Below are 25,359 nucleotides of genomic sequence, written 5' to 3' on the forward strand. Positions count from 1 at the left end.
GTGAGTCGGCCTGCGGATACTTATGCAGGCGCCATACCCAATGCAAGATGCAGAGCGGTTGCAAAGGGAAAACTGTGGTACGAACGTACAGGAATGTCGCAATTATGAAAGTTTCGACACAAAAGTGCCTGTTTGGAGGGTTTTTTCGGTGCAAATGGCGCACCAAAAAAGCCCAGCCGAGGCGTCTAGCGCACTCGGTTGGGGCGCGGCTGTTACTTATCTAGACCCACACCGTAGAACGGCGTTAGCCCAAACGGGCTGATCTTGAAGTCACGCACTTGCTTGCGCATAGGCTGGAAAACCGTCGAGTTCGCAATAGGCGTTATAGGTACTTGTTCCTTAAGGATTTTCTGTGCCTGCTGATACCACTTGATGCGCTGCTCGCGGTCGCTGCTGACCTTGGCTTGCTGCACCAGCTTGTCATAGGCCGGGTTACACCATTTGGCGTAGTTGCTGCCCTTGACCGCAGCACAACTGTAGAGCACGCCCAGCCAGTTATCGGGGTCGCCGTTGTCGCCGGTCCAGCCATAAATCATTGCATCGTGTTCGCCATTTTTGGCGCGCTTGATGTATTCGCCCCACTCATAGCTGACGATGTTGGCCTTGATGCCGACCTTGGCCCAATCCTGTTGAATCATTTGTGCAGACATCCGCGCATTCGGGTTTGAGGCGCGTTGTACGGTCATTGCCCACAGGTTGATGGTGGTACCTGGTGCAACCCCTGCTTCTTTTAGTAGCAACCTTGCCTTGGTCGGGTCGTAGGGGGCGTCCTGGATTTTCGGGTCATAAGACCACTGCGCGGGAGGCAGTGCGTTCTGCGCCAATTGCCCGGCGCCCTGGTACACGGCCTTGATGATTGCGGGCTTGTCGATGGCCATGTCCAGTGCCTGGCGAACCTTGAGTTGATCCAGCGGCGGGTGAGTCACGTTATAGGCCAGGAAACCCAGGTTGAAGCCCGCTTGTTGCAGTACGCGCAGGTTGGGGTCTTGCTTCATCACCTCGATATCGGCGGGGCGCGGGTAACCGCTGACCTGGCATTCGCCCGCCTTGAGTTTCTGCAGGCGCGCGGCGGCGTCCGGGGTGATGGCGAACACCAGGTTATCGAGCTTCACATCCTCGGGTTTCCAATACTGTTTATTGGCCACATAACGGATCTGCGAGTCTTTCTGGTAGCGCTTGAACACAAACGGCCCGGTGCCGACCGGTTGCTGGTTGATCTGCTCCGCCTTGTCTTGTTTCAACAACTGGGTGGCGTATTCGGCCGATTGCACAGAGGCGAAGCTCATGGCCAGGTTTTGCACGAACGAAGCATCGACCGTGTTCAGGTTGAACCGCACGCTGTACTCGTCGAGTTTTTCGACGTTCTTGATCGTGGTGTTCAAGCCCATGTCGGTGAAGTAGGGCGACTCTGAGGGGTAGGCCTTGCGAAACGGGCTGTCGGCATCGAGCAGGCGATTAAAAGTGAACAGCACGTCATCGGCGTTGAAGTCGCGGGTCGGGGTGAAGAAGTCGGTGGTATGGAACTTGACGCCTTCACGCAGGTGAAAGGTGTAGGTCAGGCCATCCTTGGAAACATCCCAGCTGGTGGCCAGGCCAGGTTCGACTTCGGTACCGCCGCGCTTGAACTGGGTCAGGCGGTTGAACACGGTTTCGGCGGACGCATCGAAATCGGTGCCGCTGGTGTACTGGCTGGGGTCGAAGCCGGCGGGGCTGGCTTCGGAGCAGTAGACCAGGGTGGTGGCGGCCTGGGTCATTGGTATAAAGGCCAGAAGGCTTGCGGCGAGGAGCAGTGGCTTGACGGCGATTTTTTCCATGGAGACCCCTGAGGCGGCGGGCATCTTAAAGCAGCCCAAACAAAAACGGCGGTCACCGAGGTTACCGCCGTTCAACTGGCTTAGGTAGGGGATACCTTTATGCGGGGGATACTTCTATACGGGTGGGGGCCGATTTATCGATTGTAACGGGCGGGCCGTCTATTTCATTACTTTCACGAAGGGTGAAAGTCCGAGTGGCTGTTATGTTCACGTCATCGACGAGGGTGGACTCACCTCTAACATCATATTTCAGGTGCCATTGGGTGACTATTGTGACCTCGGTCTCATTTTTTAGAGGGTTGTAGTCGATGAAGTACTGCCGGTTGCTAACGCTGCTGCTATAGCCGTCTTTCACTCGCGGAGGTTGCAATTCAAACCACGCAGGAGCGGAAGATCCTTGATGAGCAACCTCTGAAATTGCCGCTCGCATGTCAGGATTGGGCACGGTGCGCTCAAATGTATCGATCCCGTCCCTTACCAGACCCTCACGAATTGCCCCTCCTAAGTTATCTGGGATGGTCATTCCTGCTAGCTGCCGGGGTACGTTGATCTCAACGTTCTCCAGGCCAGGGCGTCTTATTGTGTAAGGGTCCCGGTCGATGTCTTTGATAAAGTATTCGGAGTAATTGCTGCTACCAAACGAGGAGGGGGAGGCTGTTTCCGATGCAAGTACGGTGAAATCCGCGCTGTCTGCTGTCCAGGAAAAGACAGGACGATTTTCTAAAATACCGTTATTTTCCCTGAAAGTGACGCCATATTTATAGTTCGCTTGCTCTGCAACGTTGAAATACTTGTCGAATAGGTCAGCGCTTTTCATTTTGGTGCCGTCTAACTCAATAAAATTATCCGATACATGTGCAGGCGTTTTTAAATCGTTACTGGGTGTCGGGGACTCAGGACGTTGCCACGGCCACGGCCATTTTATCCCGCCATCGCCCGGTGCCCGGGCCCACTCTCCATTACGCCCGGGTGTGATGACCATCAGCCCCGCGCCGTTATCGGGGTTGATGACTCTGGCAAATGCATCGCCGGTCCGGTAACGCCCCGATATCTCAAATACCTTGCTCGCCCCCGTCTCATCGGTAAGGCGCACGAACTGGCGCAACGCTCCCTGGCTGTCGGTTACTCGATAAACACCCAACGCGTCGCGAGGCGCGTTCTTTATCAGCTGTTCACCCTCCGGGACGGCATATTGCGCCATTGGAATGAGTGAACGGGATCTGGGGAGTGGGGCGTTAATGGAGTCGATAACCACAGGGGTGCCTGTGGACGGCCCAGGTTGTGGTTCGCGAGCGTTTGCCCTGGGGAGGGGCTGGGGCTTAAGGCTCGGTAGTTCTCTTTCTGCGGGCAGTGCAAAAGGGTCTTCCGGCACAGCACTGGCACCGTAGGAAAACACTGTATTGAGTAAGCCATCGAACGCTTTGGAGGCGCCCTCATCCCGCTCTGTCACGGTGTCGCCAGACGAGGTTTTTTCTGCCCCTAGCGCCACCTCGGTCAACCCGGCCGCCACCGCTGCGGCGGCTACGGGCGCGGCGATGGGCGCGAGTTTGACCAGCAGGCCGGCGGCTACGGTGATGTCGTTCAGCCAGGTATCGCGAATCTCCTCGCTGTTGGACTTGATGACCACATCGGCGTCACTGTTCATCCGCTCTGTGGCGGCCGTCGCCAATGTGGAAAAAACGTCGTCTTTAATGGCAGCGTGGCTGCGGTCGATCGCTGACCCCTTCAACTCACCACTGGCCATTTTCGCCAAGAGGGTGTCCAGGCCATCCTTCTTTTCGCCCACATGGGTGAACCACAGAATGGGCATCAGTACTTTTGCCGCGCGTTCAGCAAAGCTCTTGGTCTGGTCCTGGCGATAGATCATCGGGAAGTGAGCCGCCAGTGCTTCGCGTTTTGCAGGGTCCTTGGCTTGCTCGAGCAGCCACTGATCCAGCTTCTCAATAGAATCAAAGCGCAAGAATGCGGGTTCGGCGCCCGGTATATAGAGCACTTGCCGGCCACCGTCCGCAGCGCTGAATCGCACTATATCGCTGGACGTAACCCCGTGGAGGCTCAGGGCATGCGCTTGAACGTTGCCGTTTGCCGGTGCTTTGGCCTTGAGTTGTTCCACGGTGATCGGGGCGTTTTCATCGAGCGTAAGGTTGGACACAGCACCCATCACCAAACGGTAGTCGTCACGGGTGAACTGGTGCTCGGGCGCTTGCAAGGAACGTTCAAGAGGGGGTCTGCTCTCGGCGCTTTTCAATTGCTTGCGGGCCTGGAAGATGAATTCACCTTTGATCGTCGTCTCATACTCGTCGTTATGCGTGCTCCAGAAATGGTCGATCTTCTGGGTCATTTGGGTCTGAAAGTCGGTTTTCCAGCTTTCATGCATCACTTGGGAGGGCTTGAGGTCGATTTGATTATGCTTGCCGTAGCCGCCTTTTTCGCTTTGGCCAGCAGGCTGGGTATACAGCCCCGCTTCGAGGTCCAGGTTGCCGGGCACCCAGTCGTGCTCGGAGAAGTTCTTCAGCAAGGCGTCGGGCAAGCGCAGCGAAGACCAGGGTTCTTGAAAGGTGTGTTCCCAGCCGGTCGCCGTGTCTGCGCTTTCGCCACCTTTGAAACGGTTCAAGTACACGGTGTCGGAGTCGATAGGTTTGCCCGTGAGTTTGAGCAGCAGGTCATCCGCCCACTTTTTGGCCTCTGCCCGCGTATTGGGCAGGTTGTCGGCGACGTCAACGGCCAGGCGCTTGTAAGCCAAGGCTTGTGGTGCGGTGCTGTAGTAGTTGGCGGCGTTGTGTTTTTGCACTTGCAGCGCCTGTGGCGAGCGGCTGCTGGCAGGGCGCAGGCGGTCATCGGCGGGGATAGGATCGAAGGTGTCTTTGTGTTCCAGGTGCCTTATTTGTGTTCGAGCCTGTGACAGCTTTTGGGGAAGGGGCACACCTTCAAAGTTGGCCACCACTTTTGCGCTGACCTTGATGGAGTCCTTGCCCAGCCTCACACGTAAATCACCGTTATTTCCAGGGGCGATAACTTTTGCGGCGTCCAGCAATGGTCCTGAAATTTGTCCCCAGCCTGATGAATCCGAGAGATGGAAGGTTTTAGTTTTGCCCTCGACCTTGGCGGACAAGGTACCTGTAGACGGGTTGATTGAAAGCAAGGTGTCCGGGGCGAAGTGTTGTTCCTGCAGCCAGCCTTGTACCACGGCGTTTTCCAAATGCATGCGATACAGCCCAAGCCACTGGCCCAGAGTGCTCTGGGGCGGCACGGTTATAAGCCCGGCATTGCCGTGTAACACCTTACGTTGTGCGGCCTCGAGATAGGCCTTGAGCAGTGCTGTTTCGTCGGGTTGGGCGGTTTTTGCAGTGGGCGGTGTCGCCTGCGCTTGAATGGCCGACGTCGGTTTGGCGACTACGAGTGGCAGCGATAACCTGTGGGTTGAGTTGAGTGACAGGGACATAAATTCGGCTCTCATTGTATGAATAATTGCCAGCACATCCCTCCCTGGTAGCTATGGCAGTAATGAGTCGTAGAGGCCGGCCACTTGATTCCTGCGAGATGTACTGCTGGATATGACGTGGCGCAAACGCGCAAAAAAAAGGCGCAAGCCCCGTGGGGGTGCGCCGTTGTCCTGTCTAAAAAAGTTACTGTAAAACTTCGATCACGCCGTCGGCGCTCATGTTGACCTGGCTGGTGCCGGCTTCCACTTCAGGCGTCGGTGCTGAATCGGCCATGGCGGCTTTCATCATCATGCCGCCATTGCGGGCGTAGGGCATCGGGTAGCCATTGGTGTTGAAGTTCAGGTTGACGATCTTGTAGCCCTTGCCACCGAGTGCATCGGTAGCCAGTTGCGCACGCGCCTTGAATGCAGCCACGGCATCTTTGAGCAGCGCATCTTCGCTGGCCTTGCGCGTGGCATCGGCGATGGCGAAGTCCATGCTGTCCATCTTCAGAGTGTTGAGCAGCTCGCCGGTAAGTTTGGACAGTGCCGGGAAGTCCGCGCTTTCCATACGCAGTTCTGCACGTTCGCGCCAGCCAGTGATCTTCTGGTTCTTGCTGTCGTAGATCGGGTAGCTGTTGCGGCTGCCCTGGCGCAAGGTCACGCCTTTGACTTCGCGAGCCTGGCCCAGCGCCTGGTTCAGGGTGGTGGTGATTTCGGCCGCGAGCTTGGCCGGGTCGGCGTTTTGCGATTCGGTGTAAAGGGTGACGATCATCTTGTCGCGGGCCACTTCCTGGCTGACTTCGGCGCGCAGGGAGATCTGGTTGTAATTCAGTGCATCGGCGGCCATAGCCGGCAGGCTGGCCAGGGCGCTGGCGCTGAGGGTGAGAACAACTGCACTGCGAGTGAAACGAGACATGGAAGCTCCTGGGGATATTCGTGTTCGGTAAGACTGTAGACGTAGCCTTGGGGTTCGTCGGGTTTACCCAATACAAATAAATTTCAGCGTGGCGTGCGCTACCCTCACGCCACGCGAGGACTCTGTTACAGGGTGGCCCCTTTTGGAGTAAACGTTACAGGCTTGTAGCTGAAATTCCACCATTTGAACGGGTGATCGAAAATCGAATACGGGTTGGTCTTCACCGGCTTGAATTCTTTACCCGAAACGCCATCGTCGGGACTGGGATGATCGAAGGTTACAGGGGGTTTTCCGCTTTCGTAGATTGTCTGGTTATCTCCCAGGATCTCTTCAGGGGAGTATCTGGCAGTCAGTTCACCTACATAGCCTTTCACTGGGCGTCCGGTGAGTCGCTGAAATTGAGCGGCGAAGGAGTTCTCGCCCTGCGCCCCGGAGTAACAGCTCAGAATGCGAATATTGTCATAGCTCTCCGGGAAGATGCCATTGCGCTTGAGCGTGTTGTACAACCCCTGCGGGGTGTGTTTGCCGCCTTTGTAATAAATATGGGTGCCATCGCCGTGGCCAATGATGTTGAGGCGATGCTCCAGACCATTTTTATTCATGTCGGTGAAAATGTGCAGGTTGTCTTCGACTTTGACCAGGTTATCCTTGGTGCCCGTGAGGGTGACCAACTTACCGTCCGTCGACAGTGTTTCGGAGACCGGCGCCACAGGTTCCGATTCGGGGAGTAAGGAGGCAAAGTTATTGTCGACGTTAAGGTCGACCGAGGGCTTGCCCGGATGGGCATCAGTCACTGGCTGCCCAACGGGGCGTTGCGAACTGGCCGAGGCCCCTTCTTCCACCACTGTACCGGCCTGGGACAGCACGCGTGTGGCTACAGGCAGCGCGGCATTGAGCACGCCAAAAATCAAATGACCGACGCCGCCGGGTTTGCCCTTGGCCAAATCGTCGGCGCCAATGCCTGCTTCGGTGATACCCGAGGCGATGTACAGCCCATCCAACGCCAAAGCCACTTCGGGCACGGCGATGGCCACCGGGGCAAAGAGCATCGCGATCATGGCTGCCTTGCTGAGGCCAGACAGGATATTGGCTTTGGTGACGTCGGCATCGGAGGTGATCTGCGACTTGGCGTCGTCGAACGACCGATCGTACTGGCGTTGGCCGATCTGTTGAAAGACATCGGCGGTGGCGTCGATATCAGGGCCGGTATTTGAACGCCCGGTGGCGTTGAAGCGCTGGAGGCTCAAGGTCGTTGCAGGAGGCCAGGTACGGTGGTGCGCATATTTGGGCCACACGGCCATCCCTTTGAGCATTTCACGCACGCCGCTTTTGAACGGGCCGCTGTTCAAGTCCTTGAAGGTGAAGTGTCCTTCCAGTGCCTTGAGTTTTTCCGGGTCTGCGGCCTGGCTCGCCAACCACTGCTTCATTTGCTCTACGCTGTCAAAAGCGTGGATTGGCGAAGAGTTGCCCGGGATGACCAGCAGTGTGCGGTTGATCGGTTTGCCATCGGCACCCTGGCGGGTGTTTTTGTCGGTGATCACCATCAGGTCGGTGGATTTGTATTGCCCTACGCTCAACAGGCCTACGTCTAGTCCAGGATCGGGCCGCGTCGGGCGTGTGAGGTCGTTGAACAGCGTATCGGCCCAGGCCAGGGTGTTGCCAGGCAGCCCCGCTGCGCGCAGGACCAGTTGTTTGTCTTCCTGCGTCAGGCTGCCCTCCTGATGTTGCGAGTGTGCAGCTTTGACGAGTGCCGCCTTGGCCACAATAGGGTATTGACGGTCGTGCTTGTCCCAGAAGTCGTTAAGGAACTCGATGTAGGGGCGCTGGAAGTCGGTGGCCCAGACTTGCTCCTTGAAGTCCTTTGGCGACACGGACAGCTGGGTTGAAGGCGCATAGACCTGCGGGGTGCCGGGCGTGGAGGCGGTATAAATGCCTTGGTAGGTGTGGGTAATGTGGGCCGACTCGCGATTGGGGTTGAATCGGTCGGCGAAGTCGAATACGCCTGGTGCAATATGGGGCAGGTGATCGACCAGCCTCACTGCTGGGCCGCCGACATAATGAGGAACCAGCGCCCCTCTTCCTTCGGGCGTGGTCTGGCTGTTTTTTACCAGGGCGTCCGTCAGCGTAATCTGTTCGACCAGCTTGGCCGGGTAGGGCGGCTTGCCGGTAGTGTTGTAATTGAACGTCGTCAGATACGTTCTGTCCGGGTCGATGTCCAGGTTCCACTTGTCTTTGAACAGTTGCTTGACCGTCTGCGCGGCATCTTGCGTTACCGACTTGAAGGCCAAGGCCAGGTTCTCGGCATTGCTGGCGCTGTCGATATTGATCCCCACATCCACGGGTACAATTGTTTTGTCATGGGCTCCCACCGTCTTGCCGGGATCGTGGTTCACGCTGACGAGTTCGTAACCGTCACCACCGTTATTGGATAAATCCCTGCGCACGCTTTCCACGAGGTATTGCTCGTTGTTTGGGCTCTGGTCTATCGCACGTCGCTGGCGGCTAAGAGTGGCACCTGATGGCGGTTCAGCGGTGTAGGGCCTTTGAGTGGGGAGTGCGTTATTCATCTGCATGAAAGCGTTCCTGAGTGGCGAGGCATGATGATGCCCATCGGTGGGCGGTAGGCCTCTGGGTGGTCCGATGCTCACCTTGGTTCCTGTAAGTAATGCGCCAAATTATGTGGGTAGGAGAAGGCCGCGCTGTGGCGGTTTGCCGCATAAGCCCTGCCGTCCTCGTGTCTTGGTTATACTCGGTGCGATATACCTGCAGCGCTCATCAGGAGAGCTCATGCTCGCCGCCGTAAAACTGACTTCCGCCACCCGCCAGAACCTTTGGCGCCTGACGTTCATTCGCACCCTGGTATTGGCCGCACAGGCCGGTTCCGTCGGGCTTGCCTATTGGTTCGACCTGCTGCCGCTGCCCTGGCTGCAATTGGCCGTGACCCTGGGCTTCTCCACCGTATTGTGTGTGTTCACCGCCATTCGACTGCGCACCACTTGGCCTGTGACCGAGCTGGAATACGCCCTGCAACTGGCCTGCGACCTGTTTATCCACAGCGTGTTGCTGTACTTCTCCGGTGGTTCTACCAACCCCTTCGTCTCCTACTACCTGGTGCCTTTGACCATCGCTGCCGTCACCCTGCCGTGGCGCTATTCGGTGGTGCTGTCGGGCATTGCGCTGACGCTGTACACCCTGCTGTTGGCGCAGTTCTACCCCTTGCAGACATTCCCCATCGCCCGGGAAAACCTGCAGATCTACGGGATGTGGTTGAGCTTTGCCTTGTCTGCGGCAGTCATTACCTTCTTTGCCGCGCGCATGGCCGAAGAATTGCGCCGCCAGGAAGAACTGCGCGCCATTCGCCGTGAAGAGGGCCTGCGTGACCAGCAACTGCTGGCCGTTGCCACCCAGGCCGCTGGCGCCGCCCATGAGTTGGGCACGCCGCTGGCGACCATGAGCGTGCTGCTCAAGGAAATGACCCAGGACCATCACGACCCGGTCCTGCAGGATGATTTGAGCGTACTGCAGGAGCAGGTCAAACAGTGCAAGCTGACGCTGCAGCAACTGGTGCGCGCCGCCGAAGCCAATCGTCGTCTGGCGGTCGAAATGCAAGACGTCACCCAGTGGCTCGATGAGGCACTCAACCGCTGGCACCTGATGCGTCCCGAAGCCAGTTACCGTTTCAACCTGTTGGGCCAAGGCAGCGTACCGCGCATGGCGCCACCGCCGGACCTGACCCAGGCGCTGCTCAACTTGCTGAACAATGCAGCCGACGCCTGCCCTGAAGGCCTCGGGGTGCAGTTGGACTGGGACGCGGAAAACGTCACCATCAGCATTCGTGACCACGGCGCGGGCGTGCCGCTGGCCATTGCCGAGCAAATCGGCAAACCCTTCTTTACCACCAAGGGCAAAGGCTTCGGCCTGGGCCTGTTTTTGAGCAAGGCTAGCGTGACCCGCGCGGGCGGCTCAGTGAAGCTCTATAGTCATGAGGAAGGTGGCACGCTCACCGAGCTGCGCCTGCCCCGTGTCGCACGAGGAGATATCGATGAGTGACGAGATCCAAGTCGAAGGCGAAGAACTGCCGCACCTGTTGCTGGTAGATGACGACGCGACCTTTACCCGCGTGATGGCGCGCGCCATGAGCCGGCGCGGTTTTCGCGTCAGCACCGCAGGTTCTGCCGAAGAAGGCCTGACCATCGCCCAGGCCGACCTGCCGGACTACGCCGCCCTCGACCTTAAAATGGACGGCGACTCGGGCCTGGTGCTGCTGCCCAAGCTGCTGGAACTCGATCCGGAAATGCGCGTGGTGATCCTCACCGGTTACTCCAGCATCGCCACCGCCGTCGAGGCGATCAAGCGCGGCGCCTGCAACTACCTGTGCAAACCCGCGGATGCCGACGACGTGCTGGCCGCCTTGCTGTCCGAGCATGCCGACCTCGACACCCTGGTGCCGGAAAATCCGATGTCGGTGGACCGCCTGCAGTGGGAACACATCCAGCGCGTGTTGACCGAACACGAAGGCAACATCTCCGCCACCGCCCGCGCCCTGGGCATGCACCGCCGCACGCTGCAACGCAAGTTGCAGAAGCGCCCGGTACGACGCTGAACGGCGACTGAACAACTCACTTCAGGCTGCACGGACGCACGAACCGATCACCTATGATCGGTTCAAACGCCTGTGACTTTTTCCTACCGAGCCTGAACGATGAATCAGAACGCTGAATATCGCGCGGTCAACGACGCGGTGCGTGGGCAATTCTTCCGCCGAACCTGGGCGATGATCACACCCTATTGGCGCAGTGAAGAGAAGGGCAGGGCCTGGCTGCTGCTGGCCGCAGTGATTGGCCTGTCGCTGTTCAGCGTGGCGATCTCCGTGTGGATCAACCACTGGTACAAAGACTTCTACAACGCCCTGGAGAAGAAAGACACCGCGGCCTTCTGGCAACTGATCGGCTATTTCGGCGGGATCGCGGCGGTGGCGATACTCGGCGCGGTGTACCGCCTTTACCTGACCCAGATGCTGACGATCCGCTGGCGCGCCTGGCTCACCGAAAAACACTTCAGCCGTTGGCTGGCGCACAAGAATTATTACCAGCTGGAGCAGGGCGGCTACACCGATAACCCGGACCAGCGGATTTCCGAAGACCTTAACAACTTCACGTCCGGTACCTTGAGTCTGGGCCTTGGGTTGCTGCGTAACGTGGTCAGCCTGGTGTCATTCTCGATCATCCTGTGGGGCGTCTCGGGTAGCATCGAAGTGTTCGGCGTCACCATCCCCGGTTACATGTTCTGGTGTGCGCTGCTGTACGCCGCTGTGGGCAGTTGGCTGACGCACTTGATCGGCCGGCGCTTGATCGGCCTGAGCAATCAACAGCAACGCTTCGAAGCGGACCTGCGTTTTTCCATGGTGCGGGTGCGTGAGAATGCCGAAAGTATTGCCCTGTACAACGGCGAGCCGAATGAAAGGCAACGCCTGAGTTCGCGCTTCGGCAAGGTCTGGCAGAACTTCTGGGACATCATGAAAGTGTCCAAGCGCCTGACCTTTTTCACCGCTGGCTACAGCCAGATCGCGATCATCTTCCCCTTTATCGTCGCCGCGCCGCGCTACTTCACTGGCAAGATCGAGCTGGGCGAGCTGATGCAAATCAACTCGGCGTTCGGCAACGTGCAAGAGAACTTCAGCTGGTTTATCAACGCCTATTCGGAGCTGGCGACATGGCGCGCCACCAGCGACCGTCTGCTGAGTTTCCAGCAGGCCATGAGCGACAACGAGCAACGCACGCCGGCGATCGACGTGCGCCCTGAAGGCGAGCGCCTGGTGATCAAGGACCTGGGCATGGACCTGGCCGACGGCCGCCATTTGCTCACCGACGCCCACATGACCGTGGAGCCTGGCCAGCGCGTCATGCTCAGCGGGCGTTCCGGCAGCGGCAAGAGCACTTTGCTGCGGGCGATGGGGCATCTGTGGCCCGCCGGTCATGGCAGCATTCGCTTGCCGGCGACGCGCTACCTGTTCCTGCCGCAAAAGCCTTACCTGCCGATTGGTACGCTCAAGGCCGTGTTGAGTTATCCACAGGACGACAGTGTCTATTCACCAGAACGTTATGCACAGGTGCTGGAAACCTGTCGCCTGCCCCATCTGGTCAGCCGCCTGGATGAAGCCAACCACTGGCAACGCATGCTCTCGCCCGGCGAGCAACAGCGCCTGGCCTTTGCCCGCGCGTTGTTGTTTGCACCGCGATGGCTGTACATGGATGAGGCTACCTCGGCCATGGATGAAGAAGACGAAGCAACCTTGTACCAGGCGTTGATCGATGAGTTGCCGGGGTTGAGCATCGTCAGCGTCGGCCACCGCAGCAGCCTCAAGCGCTTTCATGGGCGACATGTGCGCATTGACGGTGGGCGGTTGCAGGAACAACAACTCACTTGAGCGCCTGCTCGCTCAATGTGGGAGCCGGGCTTGCCCGCGATGGCGGAGTGCCTGAGGCAGGTGTGTCAACGGGCACACCGCTATCGCAGGCAAGCCAGCTCCCACAGGGGCATGGTGTTGTCTGATGGTTCAGGCACCCAACAAAAAGCCCGGCTGATCATCGATCAGCCGGGCTTTTTGTTGCTCGAAGATGACTTACTTCTTCAAGCCGTAATGCTCATCCAACATGCCTGGAGCGTTCGGCGTCTTTGGCGCGTAGTCCCGTGGTGGCTCCTGGTTTTCCCGAGGCGGGGTCAGGCGTTCCCGTGGGGTTTGCGGGGCATCGGAATGCAGCGCGGCCAGCAGGCGCTGGCGGGTGATGTCGTCGAGGGCCAGGCGGTTAGCGCCATCGGCGAGGTGATCCTGTACTTCCTGGTAGCTCTGGGTGAGCTTCTTGACCAGGGTCGCGGTGCTGTTGAAGTGGGTAACAACCTCGTTCTGATAACTGTCAAAACGTTCCTGAATGTCATCCAGCTGACGTTGCGTGCGGTTAGGCGCGGCATTCGGCAGCAGGCGGGCAACCAGGAAACCAATGGCGACACCGGCAACCAGGGCAAGAGTCGGCAACAACCAAACTAAGAGCGAGTGTTCCACGAGTCCTTCCTCTATAAACGGCTTTGCTTTACGTTAACGGCTCAAACCTGCGCTGTATACCGCGATTAAGCTCGCAATGATGCCATGCACAGACTTTTAGCTAGACGAGTCGACCCCTTGAGAGGTCACGGAGTTCATCCTTGCTCATGCGTGAAACCCCCGTTTTGATCGATGGCCCGGTGGGCCAATTGGAAGCCTTGTACCTGGATCACCCCGAACCACGTGGCCTGGCGCTGGTTTGCCACCCTAACCCGGTGCAGGGGGGGACCATGCTCAATAAAGTCGTCTCGACCCTGCAACGCACTGCCCGCGATGCGGGTTTGATTACTTTGCGCTTCAATTACCGTGGCGTGGGTGCCAGTGCCGGTACTCACGATATGGGCACCGGTGAGGTCGACGATGCTGAAGCGGCCGCCACCTGGCTGCGGGAAAAGCACCCTGACCTGCCAATCACCTTGCTGGGTTTTTCTTTCGGTGGGTATGTGGCCGCCAGCCTCGGCGGCCGCCTGGAAGCCAAAGGTGAAAAGCTCGCACACCTGTTCATGATCGCCGCTGCGGTGATGCGCCTGCGCGATACCGACGCGTTACCGCTGGGCTGCCCGTTGACCCTGATCCAACCGGAAAGCGACGAAGTGGTTGACCCGCAGCTGGTCTACGACTGGTCCGCCGCCCTCAAACGCCCCCATGAGTTGCTGAAAGTGGCAGAATGCGGACACTTTTTTCACGGCAAGCTGACCGATCTCAAGGATCTGGTGCTGCCACGCCTTTCGAATTGATGACAAGCGATCACCCATGACGACCCGTACCCGTATCCTCACCGGCATCACCACCACCGGCACGCCGCACCTGGGCAACTACGCCGGTGCGATTCGCCCGGCGATCCTCGCCAGCGAAGACGCGAATGCCGATTCCTTCTACTTCCTGGCCGACTACCACGCCCTGATCAAATGCGATGACCCGCAGCGCATCCAGCGCTCGCGTATGGAAATCGCCGCGACCTGGCTGGCCGGTGGCCTGGATGTGAACCGGGTGACCTTCTACCGCCAGTCGGACATCCCGGAAATCCCCGAGCTGACCTGGCTGCTGACCTGCGTTGCCGCCAAGGGCCTGCTCAACCGCGCCCATGCCTACAAGGCCTCGGTGGACAAGAACGTGGAAAACGGTGAAGACCCGGATGCGGGCATCAGCATGGGCCTGTACAGCTACCCGGTGCTGATGGCAGCGGACATCCTGATGTTCAACGCGCACAAGGTGCCGGTGGGCCGCGACCAGATCCAGCACGTGGAAATGGCCCGCGACATCGGCCAGCGCTTCAACCACCTGTTCGGCAACGGTAAAGAATTCTTCACCATGCCCGAGGCGTTGATCGAAGAAAGCGTGGCCACCTTGCCGGGCCTGGATGGCCGCAAGATGTCCAAGAGCTACGACAACACCATCCCATTGTTCACCAGCGCCAAGGACATGAAGGACGCGATCTCGCGGATCGTCACCGACTCGCGCGCGCCAGGCGAAGCCAAGGATCCGGACAATTCGCACCTGTTCACCCTGTACCAGGCGTTTGCGACCAAGGCCCAGGAAGCCCAATTCCGTGGCGAGCTGCTAGAAGGCCTAAGCTGGGGCGAGGCCAAGAACCGTCTGTTCCAACTGCTCGACGGCCAGCTCGGCGAAGCGCGCGAGCGTTACCATCAACTGATGGCGCGCCCATCGGACATGGAGGACCTGCTGCAGGTCGGCGCCAAGAAGGCCCGCGCTGTGGCGGCACCGTTCCTGGCCGAGCTGCGTGAAGCGGTGGGCCTGCGTTCGTTCGTCAACCAGACGGCGGCGCCGGTCGCCACCAAGAAAAAAGCAGCGAAGGCTGCACGGTTTGTGAGCTTCCGTGAAGACGATGGCAGCTTCCGCTTCCGCCTGTTGGCCGCCGACGGCGAGCAACTGCTGTTGTCGCGCAACTTTACCGATGGCAAAGCAGCCGGCGCGGTGACCAAGCAACTGCAAAGTGGCGATGCGCTGGACGTACGCGCCGAGGCTTTGGGCTTCAGCGTATGGCTGGACGGCGCCGCAGTAGCTGACAGTGCCGAGTACGCCAATGAAGCATCGCGTGACGCGGCCATCGAAGCCTTGCGCGCTGCGTTAGCCCCAATCGAGGATTAACCCGACCAAGGGTTGATTGCCATTATCCAGGGCCGTCGTTACAGTGTCGGCCCGTTTTTGTTGCCTTGCTAACGAAATTATGACGCCCCTAGAACGATATCAAGCTGATCTGAAACGCCCCGAGTTCTTCCACGACGCGGCCCAGGAAAATGCCGTGCGTCATTTGCAGCGCCTGTACGAGGACCTCGTGGCCGCGTCGCAAAGCAAGCCAGGGATGTTCAGCAAGCTGTTTGGCAAGAAAGACCACACGCCGGTCAAGGGCCTGTATTTCTGGGGCGGCGTGGGCCGGGGCAAGACTTACCTGGTAGACACCTTCTTTGAAGCACTGCCGTTCAAGGAAAAGGTGCGTACGCACTTCCACCGCTTCATGAAGCGCGTGCACGAAGAGATGAAGACCCTGCCGGGCGAGAAAAACCCGCTGACCATCATCGCCAAGCGTTTCTCCCAAGAGGCCCGGGTGATCTGCTTCGATGAATTCTTCGTCTCTGACATCACCGACGCCATGATCCTTGGCACGCTGATGGAAGAACTGTTCAAGAACGGTGTGACCCTGGTGGCCACGTCGAACATCGTGCCCGATGGCCTGTACAAGGACGGCCTGCAACGTGCGCGCTTCCTGCCGGCCATTGCGCTGATCAAGCAGAACACCGATATCGTCAACGTCGACAGCGGCGTCGACTACCGCTTGCGTCATCTGGAGCAAGCCGAGCTGTTCCACTTCCCGCTCAACGAAGCAGCACACGAAAGCCTGAAGAAAAGCTTCCGTGCCCTGACGCCGGAATGCACCCAGGCGGTGGAAAACGACAAGCTGATGATCGAGAACCGCGAAATCATCGCACTGCGCACCTGCGATGATGTGGCCTGGTTCGAGTTCCGCCAACTGTGCGATGGGCCACGCAGCCAGAACGATTACATCGAGCTGGGCAAGATCTTCCACGCCGTGATCTTGAGTGGTGTGGAACAGATGGGCGTGACCACCGACGATATCGCCCGACGGTTCATCAACATGGTCGATGAGTTCTACGACCGTAACGTCAAGCTGATCATCTCGGCGGAAGTCGAACTCAAGGACCTCTATACCGGCGGCCGCTTGAATTTCGAATTCCAGCGCACCCTAAGCCGCCTGCTGGAAATGCAGTCCCACGAGTTCCTGTCGCGCGGCCACAAGCCTTAATCAATCTCCGGCTCAATGGAGATCTAATGTGGGAGCCGGGCTTGCCTGCGATGGGGGTGTATCAGTCAGCTATAGGCTGGCTGATACACCGTCATCGCAGGCAAGCCAGCTCCCACAATGCTTTATGTCTGCCTGAGATCAGGCGGCCTGCTGGAACTGCTGCCTGTACTGGTTGGGCGACAACTCCGTGTGCTGCCTGAACAACCGCGCAAAGAAACTCGCATCGTCGTAACCCACCTCGTAGCTGATGGTCTTGATGCTCTTGCGGCTGCCCGAGAGCAGGCCCTTGGCGGTCTCGATGCGCAGGCGTTGCAGGTAATGCAGCGGCTTGTCACCGGTCGCGGCCTGGAAGCGGCGCATGAAGTTGCGGATGCTCATGCCGTGTTCCCGGGCGACGTCTTCAAAGCGGAATTTGTCGGCGAAGTGCTCTTCAAGCCAATGCTGGATCTGCAGGATGATCACGTCCTGATGCAGCTTCTGCCCGCCAAACCCGATCCGCCCCGGTGAATAGTTGCGCTGCACCTCATAGAGAATGTCGCGGGCCACCGCCTGGGCGATGTTGGCGCCGCAGAAGCGTTCGATCAGGTAAATATAAAGGTCGCAGGCCGACGTGGTGCCGCCGGCGCAATACAGGTTATCGGCATCCGTGAGGTGCTTGTCCTGATTGAGCTGCACCTTGGGGAAGCGCTCGCTGAAGGCATTGAAGAAGCGCCAGTAGGTGGTCGCCTCCTTGCCATCGAGCAGCCCGGCTTCGGCCAGCCAGAACACCCCGGTGGCCTCGCCGCAGAGTACGGCGCCGCGGGCGTGCTGCTCGCGCAGCCACGGCAGCACTTGCGGGTAGCGGGTGCACAGGGCATCGAAGTCGTCCCAGAAAGCTGGCAGCACAATAATGTCGGCGTCTTCGAGGCCGCCGTCCACCGGCATGATTACATCGCTGAAGCTGCGCACTGACTGGCCGTCGGGGCTGACCAGGCGCGTTTCGAACCCTGGGGTCAGGCCCAGGCCTTGCTGTTTGCCATGGCGCAGGCTGGCGAGATGGAAGAAATCCTTGGCTTGCATGAGGGTTGAAGCGAATACCCGATCAATGGCCAAAATGCTGACGCGCCGCAACGGCGTGGAGATTTGGTTAGACATAATTTCATTTATTCTTATAGGGGAAAGTGGTCACCAGACGGCTGGATCGTCTTATTTTTTGTCGCATGTGTCCAGTGTCCCGTGACGCCTTCGGGGCATAGGCTCTGTGGGCTCGTCCTTGTCCGACAATCCACGCAGGTGACCCATGATCCCCAGAACCTTGTTCAGCTCGGAGCACGAACTCTTCCGTGAGAGCGTGCGCACCTTCCTCGAAAAGCACGCCGTGCCCTTCCATGGGCAATGGGAAAAGCAGGGCTATATCGAACGTAACCTGTGGAACCAGGCGGGGGAGGCGGGCATGTTGTGTTCCCACCTGCCAGAGGAATATGGCGGGCTGGGCGCGGATTTTCTCTACAGCGCGGTGGTGATCGAAGAAGTCAGCCGCCTGGGTTTGACCGGCATCGGCTTTTCCCTGCACTCGGATATCGTCGCGCCTTACATCCTGCATTACGGCAGTGAAGCACTGAAGCACAAGTACCTGCCCAAGTTGATCTCCGGGGAGATGGTCACGGCCATTGCCATGACCGAGCCGGGCGCTGGTTCCGACCTGCAGGGCGTCAAGACCACAGCGGTTTTGGACGGCGATGAGTACGTGATCAACGGCTCCAAGACCTTTATCACCAACGGCTACCTGGCCGATCTGGTGATCGTCGTTGCCAAGACCGACCCCAAGGCCGGCGCCAAGGGCACCAGCCTGTTCCTGGTGGAAGCCGACACGCCGGGCTTCGACAAGGGCAAGCGCCTGGAAAAAGTCGGCATGAAGGCCCAGGACACCTCGGAGCTGTTCTTCCAGGACGTGCGTGTGCCCAAGGAGAACCTGCTGGGCCAGGCGGGCATGGGCTTTGCCTACCTGATGCAGGAACTGCCGCAAGAACGCCTGACTGTGGCGATTGGCGCGCTGTCTTCAGCCGAAGCGGCGTTGCAATGGACCCTTGAGTACACGCGAGAGCGCAAGGCGTTCGGCAAGGCGATTGCCGATTTCCAGAACACCCGGTTCAAGCTGGCGGAGATGGCCACCGAGATTCAGATTGGCCGCGTGTTTGTCGATCAGTGCATGGCCTTGCATCTGGAAGGCAAGCTGGACGTGCCCACGGCGGCGATGGCCAAGTACTGGGCCACCGACCTGCAGTGCAAGGTGCTCGATGAGTGCGTGCAGTTGCATGGCGGCTACGGCTTCATGTGGGAATACCCGATTGCCCGGGCCTGGGCGGATGCTCGGGTGCAGCGCATTTATGCGGGGACCAATGAGATCATGAAGGAGATCATTGCGAGGGCGCTTTGATGTTCTGGTGTTCTTGATGGCCTCATCGCAGGCAAGCCAGCTCCCACACTTGAATGCATTCACAGATCAAAATGTGGGAGCTGGCTTGCCTGCGATAGCGGTCTACCGATCAATCAAGGCGCTGGATTCGGATGATCCTTCTGAATCGCCTCAATCCCTTCCAGCACCTCTTTCGACAATTTCAGATCGGCACTGGCGATGTTGCTGTCCAGTTGTTCCAGTGATGTGGCCCCAATGATATTGCTGGTCACAAACGGCTGCTGTGTCACAAACGCCAGCGCCATCTGCGCCGGGTCCAGGCCATGCTCGCGCGCCAACGCCACATAGCGGCTGCATGCCGCTTCCGATTGCGGGTTGAAGTAGCGGCTGAAACGGCTGTACTCGGTCAGGCGCGCCTTGGCCGGACGTGCGCCGTCTTCATACTTGCCACTGAGCATGCCGAACGCCAAAGGCGAATAGGCCAGCAAGCCGCACTGCTCACGAATGGCAACTTCCGCCAGGCCCACTTCAAAGCTGCGGTTGAGCAGGTTGTAGGGGTTTTGGATCGACACTGCACGCGGCCAGCCACGGGCTTCAGCCAGGGCGAGGAACTTCATGGTGCCCCACGGCGTTTCGTTGGACAGGCCAATGTGGCGGATCTTGCCGGCCTTCACCTGTTCATCCAGGGCTTCGAGCGTTTCCTCCAGTGGCGTGAGGTCGTCTTCGTCCTTGTGCTTGTAGCTCAACTGGCCGAAGAAGTTGGTGCTGCGCTCCGGCCAATGCAGTTGGTAGAGGTCGATCCAGTCGGTCTGCAGGCGCTTGAGGCTGGCGTCGAGGGCTGCGCCGATGTGCTTGCGGTTGTGGCGCAGGTGGCCATCGCGGATGTAGTCGATGGTGTTGCCGGGGCCGGCGATTTTGCTGGCAAGGATCCAGTCGGCGCGGTCGCCACGGCTTTTGAAGTAGTTGCCGATGTAGCGCTCGGTGGTGGCGTAGGTGTCGGCCTTGGGCGGCACCGGGTACATTTCTGCAGTGTCGAGGAAGTTGATCCCCGCGGCCTTGGCCCGTTCGATCTGCGCGAAGGCCTCTGCCTCGCTGTTCTGCTCGCCCCAGGTCATGGTGCCCAACGCGATCGCGCTGACATTCAGATCGGTGCGGCCCAGCTGTCGGTAATCCATCGGGTACTCCTTCGGGGGAAAACAATCATAAAAGCAGGTTGAATTTTTTTTCGCAATCTGCATAATTGCCCACCTCTTTCTGCAGTGGAAGTGATGCGCCGCCTGCCGAAGAATCTTGCCGTTGAACGGACGCGCCGACCCGAGCCCCCGATAGCGTCTGTATCCGGCTGCCTTTGACCTTGTCAAAGTACGCACTATTCAGTAAGATCCGCCGTCTAAATTTACAGGCGGCCCCTGAGGCTATTAAAGAATGACAACTTTTACTGCAAAACCGGAAACAGTTCAGCGCGACTGGTTTGTCGTCGACGCCGCTGGTCAGACCCTGGGTCGTCTGGCCACTGAAGTCGCCAGCCGTCTGCGTGGCAAGCACAAGCCTGAATACACCCCGCACGTTGATACCGGCGACTACATCGTCATCATCAATGCTGAGCAGGTTCGTGTAACCGGCAACAAAGCAAGCGACAAAATGTACTACCGTCACTCCGGTTTCCCAGGCGGTATCAAGTCTTCCAACTTCGAAGGCCTGATTGCCAAGAAGCCTGAAGCCCCGATCGAAATCGCGGTCAAAGGCATGCTGCCTAAGGGCCCACTGGGTCGCGATATGTTTCGCAAGCTGAAAGTCTATGCGGGCGCTGTACACCCTCATGCTGCTCAGCAGCCCCAAGAACTGAAGTTTTAACGGAATAGTTCATTATGTCGGCGACTCAAAATTACGGCACTGGCCGTCGCAAAACCGCAACCGCACGCGTTTTCCTGCGTCCGGGCACTGGTAACATCTCGATCAACAACCGCTCCCTGGACAACTTCTTCGGTCGCGAAACTGCCCGCATGGTAGTTCGTCAGCCGCTGGAATTGACCGAGACCGTTGAAAAGTTCGACATCTACGTCACCGTTATCGGTGGCGGTGTAAGTGGTCAAGCTGGCGCAATCCGCCACGGTATCACTCGCGCTCTGATGCAGTACGACGAAACCCTGCGTGGCGCTCTGCGCAAAGCTGGCTTCGTGACTCGCGATGCTCGTGAAGTTGAACGTAAGAAAGTCGGTCTGCGTAAAGCGCGTAAGCGTCCGCAGTACTCGAAGCGTTAATTCGCTTTACGTTCCACAAAAACGCCCAGCCTCCTCACGGAGCTGGGCGTTTTTTATTGCCTGCGATTTATGCACATTTTTCGCCGTGACAACTTGCCACATCCGTAGACCCCCTATACTACAAGGCCTGGAGGCGGAGCCCCGGGCAATTCCCTTGTCATACGTGGGGCTTTTCATTACCATCCGTCAAAATTTTTATAAGTAAAGATTCAACACTTAGTAGACGCCTGATTTAACAGGCCAAAAAGCTGATGGGAGAGGACTGAATGAGCAATGACGGCGTGAATGCAGGCCGGCGTCGCTTCTTGGTAGCAGCCACATCCGTGGTGGGTGCTGCAGGAGCGGTGGGGGCTGCGGTCCCGTTCGTGGGGTCATGGTTTCCCAGTGCCAAGGCGAAAGCCGCAGGTGCACCGGTGAAGGTGAATGTCAGCAAGATCGAGCCAGGCCAGCAGATGATTGCTGAGTGGCGCGGCCAGCCGGTTTTCATTGTTCGTCGTACCGAGGAAATCCTGGGGAATCTGAAGAAGATCGAAGGCCAGCTGTCTGACCCGACATCCGAAAAGTCCGACCAGCCCGCCTACGCCAAGAACGAAGCACGTTCGATCAAGCCAGAGATTCTGCTGCTGGTTGGTCTTTGTACCCATCTGGGTTGCTCACCTACCTTCCGCCCGGAAGTGGCGCCTGTCGATTTGGGCAAAGACTGGGTCGGCGGTTATTTCTGCCCGTGCCACGGTTCCCACTATGACCTTGCGGGCCGCGTCTACAAATCCCAGCCCGCCCCCCTGAACCTGCCGGTTCCTCCTCACAATTACGAATCTGACGACATCATTGTCATTGGCCTCGACAAGGAGAACGCGTGATGAGCAAGTTCATGGATTGGGTGGATGCGCGCTTCCCCGCCACTAAAATGTGGGAAGACCATCTCAGCAAATATTACGCGCCGAAAAACTTCAACTTTTTCTACTTCTTCGGCTCCCTGGCCCTGTTGGTGCTGGTCAACCAGATCGTCACCGGCGTGTGGTTGACGATGAGCTACACGCCGTCGGCGGAAGAGGCGTTTGCCTCTGTCGAATACATCATGCGTGATGTCGAGTACGGCTCGATCCTGCGCCTGCTGCACTCCACTGGCGCGTCGGCGTTCTTTATCGTCGTCTACCTGCACATGTTCCGCGGCCTGCTCTACGGCTCGTACCAGAAGCCCCGTGAGCTGGTGTGGGTCTTCGGCATGTTGATCTATCTGGCGCTGATGGCCGAAGCCTTCATGGGCTACCTGCTACCTTGGGGCCAGATGTCTTACTGGGGCGCCCAGGTGATCATCTCGCTGTTCGGCGCAATCCCGGTGATCGGCAACGACCTGACCCAGTGGATTCGTGGTGACTACCTGATCTCCGGCATCACCCTGAACCGCTTCTTCGCCTTGCACGTGGTGGCCTTGCCGATCGTGATCCTGGGCCTGGTGGTATTGCATATCCTGGCGCTGCACGAAGTGGGTTCCAACAACCCGGATGGCGTGGACATCAAGAAGCACAAGGACGAAAACGGCATCCCGCTGGATGGCATTCCGTTCCACCCGTACTACACCGTGAAAGACATTGTCGGCGTGGTCGTGTTCCTGTTTGTGTTCTGCTCGATCGTGTTCTTTTTCCCGGAGATGGGTGGTTATTTCCTGGAGAAGCCTAACTTCGAACAGGCCAACGCCTTCAAGACACCTGAGCACATTGCCCCGGTCTGGTACTTCACGCCGTTCTACGCGATCTTGCGTGCGATCCCCGACAAACTCATGGGCGTGATCGCCATGGGCGCGGCCATCGCGGTGCTGTTCGTGCTGCCGTGGCTCGACCGTAGCCCGGTCAAGTCAATGCGCTACAAAGGCTGGCTGAGCAAGATCTGGCTGTGGGTGTTCTGCATTTCGTTCGTGATCCTGGGTGTGTTGGGTGTATTGGCGCCCACCCCTGAGCGGACGTTGCTGTCGCAGGTCTGCACCTTCCTGTACTTCGCCTACTTTATTCTGATGCCGTTCTATACCCGGCTCGAGAAGACCAAACCGGTTCCGGAAAGGGTGACTGGCTGATGAAAAAATTACTCGTTGCATTCGTGCTTGCGGCGCTGCCGCTACTATCCTTCGCTGCCGAACATGGTGCGCAGCTGGAAAAAGTCGATATCGATGTGTCTGACAAAGCCGCCATGCAGGATGGGCTGCGTACATTCACCAACTACTGCATGGGGTGCCACAGCGCCAAGTTCCAACGGTACGAGCGCGTTGCCGATGACCTGGGAATCCCCCATGAAGTGATGCTCAGCCACGCGGTGTTCACGGGTGCCAAGATCGGCGACCACATGAACATCGGCATGCAGCCGGCCGACGCCAAGACCTGGTTCGGCGCTGCGCCGCCCGACCTCACCCTGGTGGCTCGTGTACGCGGTACCGACTGGCTCTACGGTTACCTCAAATCCTTCTACGAAGACCCTGCACGCCCCTATGGCGTGAACAACAAAGTCTTCCCGAACGTCGGCATGCCGAACGTTCTGGTCGGCCTGCAGGGGCGCCAGGTGGTAGGATGCAAACAGGTTCAGGTCGTTGAAGACGGCAAGAAGCAATATGATCCGTTGACCGGCACGCCGCTGACCCATGAAGCGTGCGATCAACTGACCATCGTGCCCAAGACCGGTACGCTGAACGAAGAGCAGTTCGACGAGAAGGTCAAGAACCTGGTGACCTTCCTGGCCTACTCGGCCAACCCGGTCAAACTGCAGCATCAGCGCATCGGTACCTACGTCTTGCTGTACCTGGCTTTCTTCTTTGTATTCGCTTATTTGCTCAAGCGTGAATACTGGAAGGATGTGCATTGATCCAACCGTAAGCAATTGCTGTTAATCTTGCGCGCCCAGCGGCATCTCTGAACACGTAGCGCCGGTTTGAACCGGACGTTACAGGGATGCTTTCTGGGCGCGCTCGTTTTTGAGCTTTCGATAATTTCAACAAGCGAGGAGGACCGCCATGGGCGTGACCAACCGGTTGGCCTGTTACTCCGACCCCGCCGACCACTATTCCCACCGAGTACGCATCGTGCTCGCAGAGAAGGGTGTCAGCGCCGAGATCATCAGTGTGGAGGCGGGCCGTCAGCCGCCGAAGCTGATCGAAGTGAACCCTTACGGCAGCTTGCCCACCCTGGTCGATCGTGACCTGGCGTTGTGGGAGTCGACCGTGGTGATGGAATACTTGGATGAGCGTTACCCTCATCCGCCTTTGCTGCCGGTGTACCCGGTGGCGCGTGCCAACAGCCGCCTGCTGATCCATCGGATCCAGCGTGACTGGTGCGGGTTGGTGGATGTGATCCTGGATTCGCGTTCCAAAGAAGCCGCTCGTGTGCAGGCGCGCAAGGAATTGCGCGAGAGCCTCACCGGCGTTTCGCCGTTGTTCGCCGATAAACCTTTTTTCCTCAGTGAGGAACAAAGCCTGGTGGATTGCTGCCTATTACCCATACTCTGGCGTTTGCCGATTCTGGGCATTGAACTGCCACGGCCGGCCAAGCCGTTGCTTGATTACATGGAGCGCCAGTTTGCGCGTGAGGCTTTCCAGGCGAGTCTGTCTGGTGCCGAACGTGATATGCGCTAAGGCTTAAGGAGCCGTTGATGAACTCCAGTCGACCTTACCTGGTCCGCACGCTCTATGAGTGGATTGTGGACAACGATTGCACCCCGCACATGCTGGTCAATTCCGAATTTCCTGCGGTTCAGGTACCCCAGGGTTTTGCCAGTGACGGACAGATTGTGCTGAACGTATCGCCCAGTGCCGTGCGCCATCTGCACATGGACAACGAAGCGGTGAGCTTCGAAGGGCGTTTCGGCGGTGTGCCCCATACGCTGTTCGTGCCCATCGGTGCCATCCTCGGGATCTACGCCCGGGAAAATGGCCAGGGCATGGTGTTCGATCTGGAGTCGCCTTTAGAGGATGACGAAACGATCGAAGGCGAAGACGGCGATGATGTACCGCCACCGGATACCGAGCCGCCGCGCCCTAGCGGTCGGCCAAGCTTGAAAGTGGTGAAGTAGGCGGATTTCGCTTACACACCCGTCTGAAAAATGCCCCGACGTCGGTCGGGGCATTTTTTTTGCGTGAAGGATATGGATGAAAGTCGCGCCGGAACGGTGATCGTACAACCACCA

21 protein-coding genes are annotated in these 25,359 nt (G+C 58.5%); 14 read left to right on the forward strand and 7 right to left on the reverse strand.

What is annotated here, in order from left to right; translation table 11 throughout:
* Positions 1-212 precede the first annotated feature (212 nt).
* From GIV35_RS04095 to GIV35_RS04110, 4 genes are all read right to left on the reverse strand, one after another.
* A complete protein-coding gene (locus tag GIV35_RS04095; RefSeq protein WP_105225762.1) occupies positions 213-1,814 on the reverse strand; it encodes an ABC transporter substrate-binding protein in 1,602 nt (533 codons plus the stop codon).
* Between the two features lie 97 nt (positions 1,815-1,911).
* Positions 1,912-5,256 (reverse strand): dermonecrotic toxin domain-containing protein, encoded by a 3,345-nt coding sequence (locus GIV35_RS04100; RefSeq protein ID WP_236264345.1) that lies wholly within the window; start codon positions 5,254-5,256, stop codon positions 1,912-1,914.
* 184 nt (positions 5,257-5,440) lie between these two features.
* On the reverse strand, positions 5,441-6,154 hold the full coding sequence (locus GIV35_RS04105; RefSeq protein ID WP_034126285.1) for an SIMPL domain-containing protein: 714 nt from the start codon (positions 6,152-6,154) through the stop codon (positions 5,441-5,443).
* A 125-nt stretch (positions 6,155-6,279) separates the two neighbouring features.
* On the reverse strand, positions 6,280-8,727 hold the full coding sequence (locus GIV35_RS04110; RefSeq protein WP_213154053.1) for a dermonecrotic toxin domain-containing protein: 2,448 nt from the start codon (positions 8,725-8,727) through the stop codon (positions 6,280-6,282).
* Between the two features lie 214 nt (positions 8,728-8,941).
* Between GIV35_RS04110 and GIV35_RS04115 the strand changes: the two genes are divergently transcribed.
* The 3 genes from GIV35_RS04115 to GIV35_RS04125 all read left to right on the forward strand — a co-directional run bounded on the left by GIV35_RS04115 (position 8,942) and on the right by GIV35_RS04125 (position 12,581).
* Positions 8,942-10,204 carry an ATP-binding protein gene (locus tag GIV35_RS04115; RefSeq protein WP_200647614.1) on the forward strand — a complete coding sequence of 421 codons (1,263 nt, stop codon included), beginning with the start codon at positions 8,942-8,944 and terminating at the stop codon, positions 10,202-10,204.
* Positions 10,197-10,757 carry a response regulator transcription factor gene (locus GIV35_RS04120; protein WP_003171731.1) on the forward strand — a complete coding sequence of 187 codons (561 nt, stop codon included), beginning with the start codon at positions 10,197-10,199 and terminating at the stop codon, positions 10,755-10,757. The genes GIV35_RS04115 and GIV35_RS04120 overlap by 8 nt, the downstream gene beginning before the upstream one ends.
* Before the next feature lie 99 nt (positions 10,758-10,856).
* Positions 10,857-12,581, forward strand: a complete 1,725-nt coding sequence (locus tag GIV35_RS04125; RefSeq protein WP_236264344.1) for an ABC transporter ATP-binding protein/permease — start codon at positions 10,857-10,859, stop codon at positions 12,579-12,581.
* 195 nt (positions 12,582-12,776) lie between these two features.
* Here GIV35_RS04125 and GIV35_RS04130 read toward each other — a convergent pair whose 3' ends face one another.
* On the reverse strand, positions 12,777-13,214 hold the full coding sequence (locus GIV35_RS04130; RefSeq protein ID WP_003171734.1) for a YhcB family protein: 438 nt from the start codon (positions 13,212-13,214) through the stop codon (positions 12,777-12,779).
* Between the two features lie 146 nt (positions 13,215-13,360).
* Between GIV35_RS04130 and GIV35_RS04135 the strand changes: the two genes are divergently transcribed.
* The 3 genes from GIV35_RS04135 (at position 13,361) to zapE (ending at position 16,536) form a co-directional block, all read left to right on the forward strand.
* Complete coding sequence (locus GIV35_RS04135; protein WP_236264353.1) at positions 13,361-13,990, forward strand: alpha/beta hydrolase; 630 nt, start codon at positions 13,361-13,363, stop codon at positions 13,988-13,990.
* Positions 13,991-14,006: 16 nt separating this feature from the next.
* Entirely contained in the window at positions 14,007-15,362 is a 1,356-nt protein-coding gene (locus GIV35_RS04140; RefSeq protein ID WP_236264343.1) for a tryptophan--tRNA ligase, read from the forward strand.
* A gap of 79 nt (positions 15,363-15,441) precedes the next feature.
* Positions 15,442-16,536, forward strand: a complete 1,095-nt coding sequence (gene zapE / locus GIV35_RS04145) for a cell division protein ZapE (protein ID WP_003188500.1) — start codon at positions 15,442-15,444, stop codon at positions 16,534-16,536.
* 138 nt (positions 16,537-16,674) lie between these two features.
* Here zapE and GIV35_RS04150 read toward each other — a convergent pair whose 3' ends face one another.
* Positions 16,675-17,595: a GlxA family transcriptional regulator gene (locus GIV35_RS04150; RefSeq protein ID WP_177430947.1), complete on the reverse strand. Its 921-nt coding sequence runs from the start codon at positions 17,593-17,595 to the stop codon at positions 16,675-16,677.
* A 220-nt stretch (positions 17,596-17,815) separates the two neighbouring features.
* Between GIV35_RS04150 and GIV35_RS04155 the strand changes: the two genes are divergently transcribed.
* Positions 17,816-18,952: an acyl-CoA dehydrogenase family protein gene (locus GIV35_RS04155; RefSeq protein ID WP_236264342.1), complete on the forward strand. Its 1,137-nt coding sequence runs from the start codon at positions 17,816-17,818 to the stop codon at positions 18,950-18,952.
* Positions 18,953-19,065: 113 nt separating this feature from the next.
* Here the strand turns inward: GIV35_RS04155 and GIV35_RS04160 are convergent, their stop codons facing one another.
* Positions 19,066-20,106: an NADP(H)-dependent aldo-keto reductase gene (locus GIV35_RS04160; protein ID WP_236264341.1), complete on the reverse strand. Its 1,041-nt coding sequence runs from the start codon at positions 20,104-20,106 to the stop codon at positions 19,066-19,068.
* A 250-nt stretch (positions 20,107-20,356) separates the two neighbouring features.
* Between GIV35_RS04160 and rplM the strand changes: the two genes are divergently transcribed.
* The 7 genes from rplM to GIV35_RS04195 all read left to right on the forward strand — a co-directional run bounded on the left by rplM (position 20,357) and on the right by GIV35_RS04195 (position 25,245).
* Positions 20,357-20,785 (forward strand): 50S ribosomal protein L13, encoded by a 429-nt coding sequence (gene rplM / locus GIV35_RS04165; RefSeq protein ID WP_003188508.1) that lies wholly within the window; start codon positions 20,357-20,359, stop codon positions 20,783-20,785.
* 14 nt (positions 20,786-20,799) lie between these two features.
* Positions 20,800-21,192, forward strand: a complete 393-nt coding sequence (gene rpsI / locus GIV35_RS04170; RefSeq protein WP_002555064.1) for a 30S ribosomal protein S9 — start codon at positions 20,800-20,802, stop codon at positions 21,190-21,192.
* A 266-nt stretch (positions 21,193-21,458) separates the two neighbouring features.
* Complete coding sequence (gene petA / locus GIV35_RS04175) at positions 21,459-22,052, forward strand: ubiquinol-cytochrome c reductase iron-sulfur subunit (RefSeq protein ID WP_003188524.1); 594 nt, start codon at positions 21,459-21,461, stop codon at positions 22,050-22,052.
* The gene (locus GIV35_RS04180; RefSeq protein ID WP_003188526.1) at positions 22,052-23,263 is read left to right on the forward strand and encodes a cytochrome b; all 1,212 of its coding nucleotides are present in this window, start codon (positions 22,052-22,054) and stop codon (positions 23,261-23,263) included. Before petA ends, GIV35_RS04180 begins: the two co-directional genes overlap by 1 nt.
* Positions 23,263-24,042 (forward strand): cytochrome c1, encoded by a 780-nt coding sequence (locus GIV35_RS04185; protein WP_014716911.1) that lies wholly within the window; start codon positions 23,263-23,265, stop codon positions 24,040-24,042. The genes GIV35_RS04180 and GIV35_RS04185 overlap by 1 nt, the downstream gene beginning before the upstream one ends.
* Before the next feature lie 148 nt (positions 24,043-24,190).
* A complete protein-coding gene (locus GIV35_RS04190; RefSeq protein WP_003188529.1) occupies positions 24,191-24,808 on the forward strand; it encodes a glutathione S-transferase N-terminal domain-containing protein in 618 nt (205 codons plus the stop codon).
* A gap of 17 nt (positions 24,809-24,825) precedes the next feature.
* Positions 24,826-25,245, forward strand: a complete 420-nt coding sequence (locus GIV35_RS04195) for a ClpXP protease specificity-enhancing factor (protein ID WP_105225771.1) — start codon at positions 24,826-24,828, stop codon at positions 25,243-25,245.
* Positions 25,246-25,359 lie beyond the last annotated feature (114 nt).

Origin of the sequence: Pseudomonas sp. PA-1-6B (assembly GCF_021609545.1) — a bacterium.
GTDB lineage: Bacteria > Pseudomonadota > Gammaproteobacteria > Pseudomonadales > Pseudomonadaceae > Aquipseudomonas > Aquipseudomonas fluorescens_BV.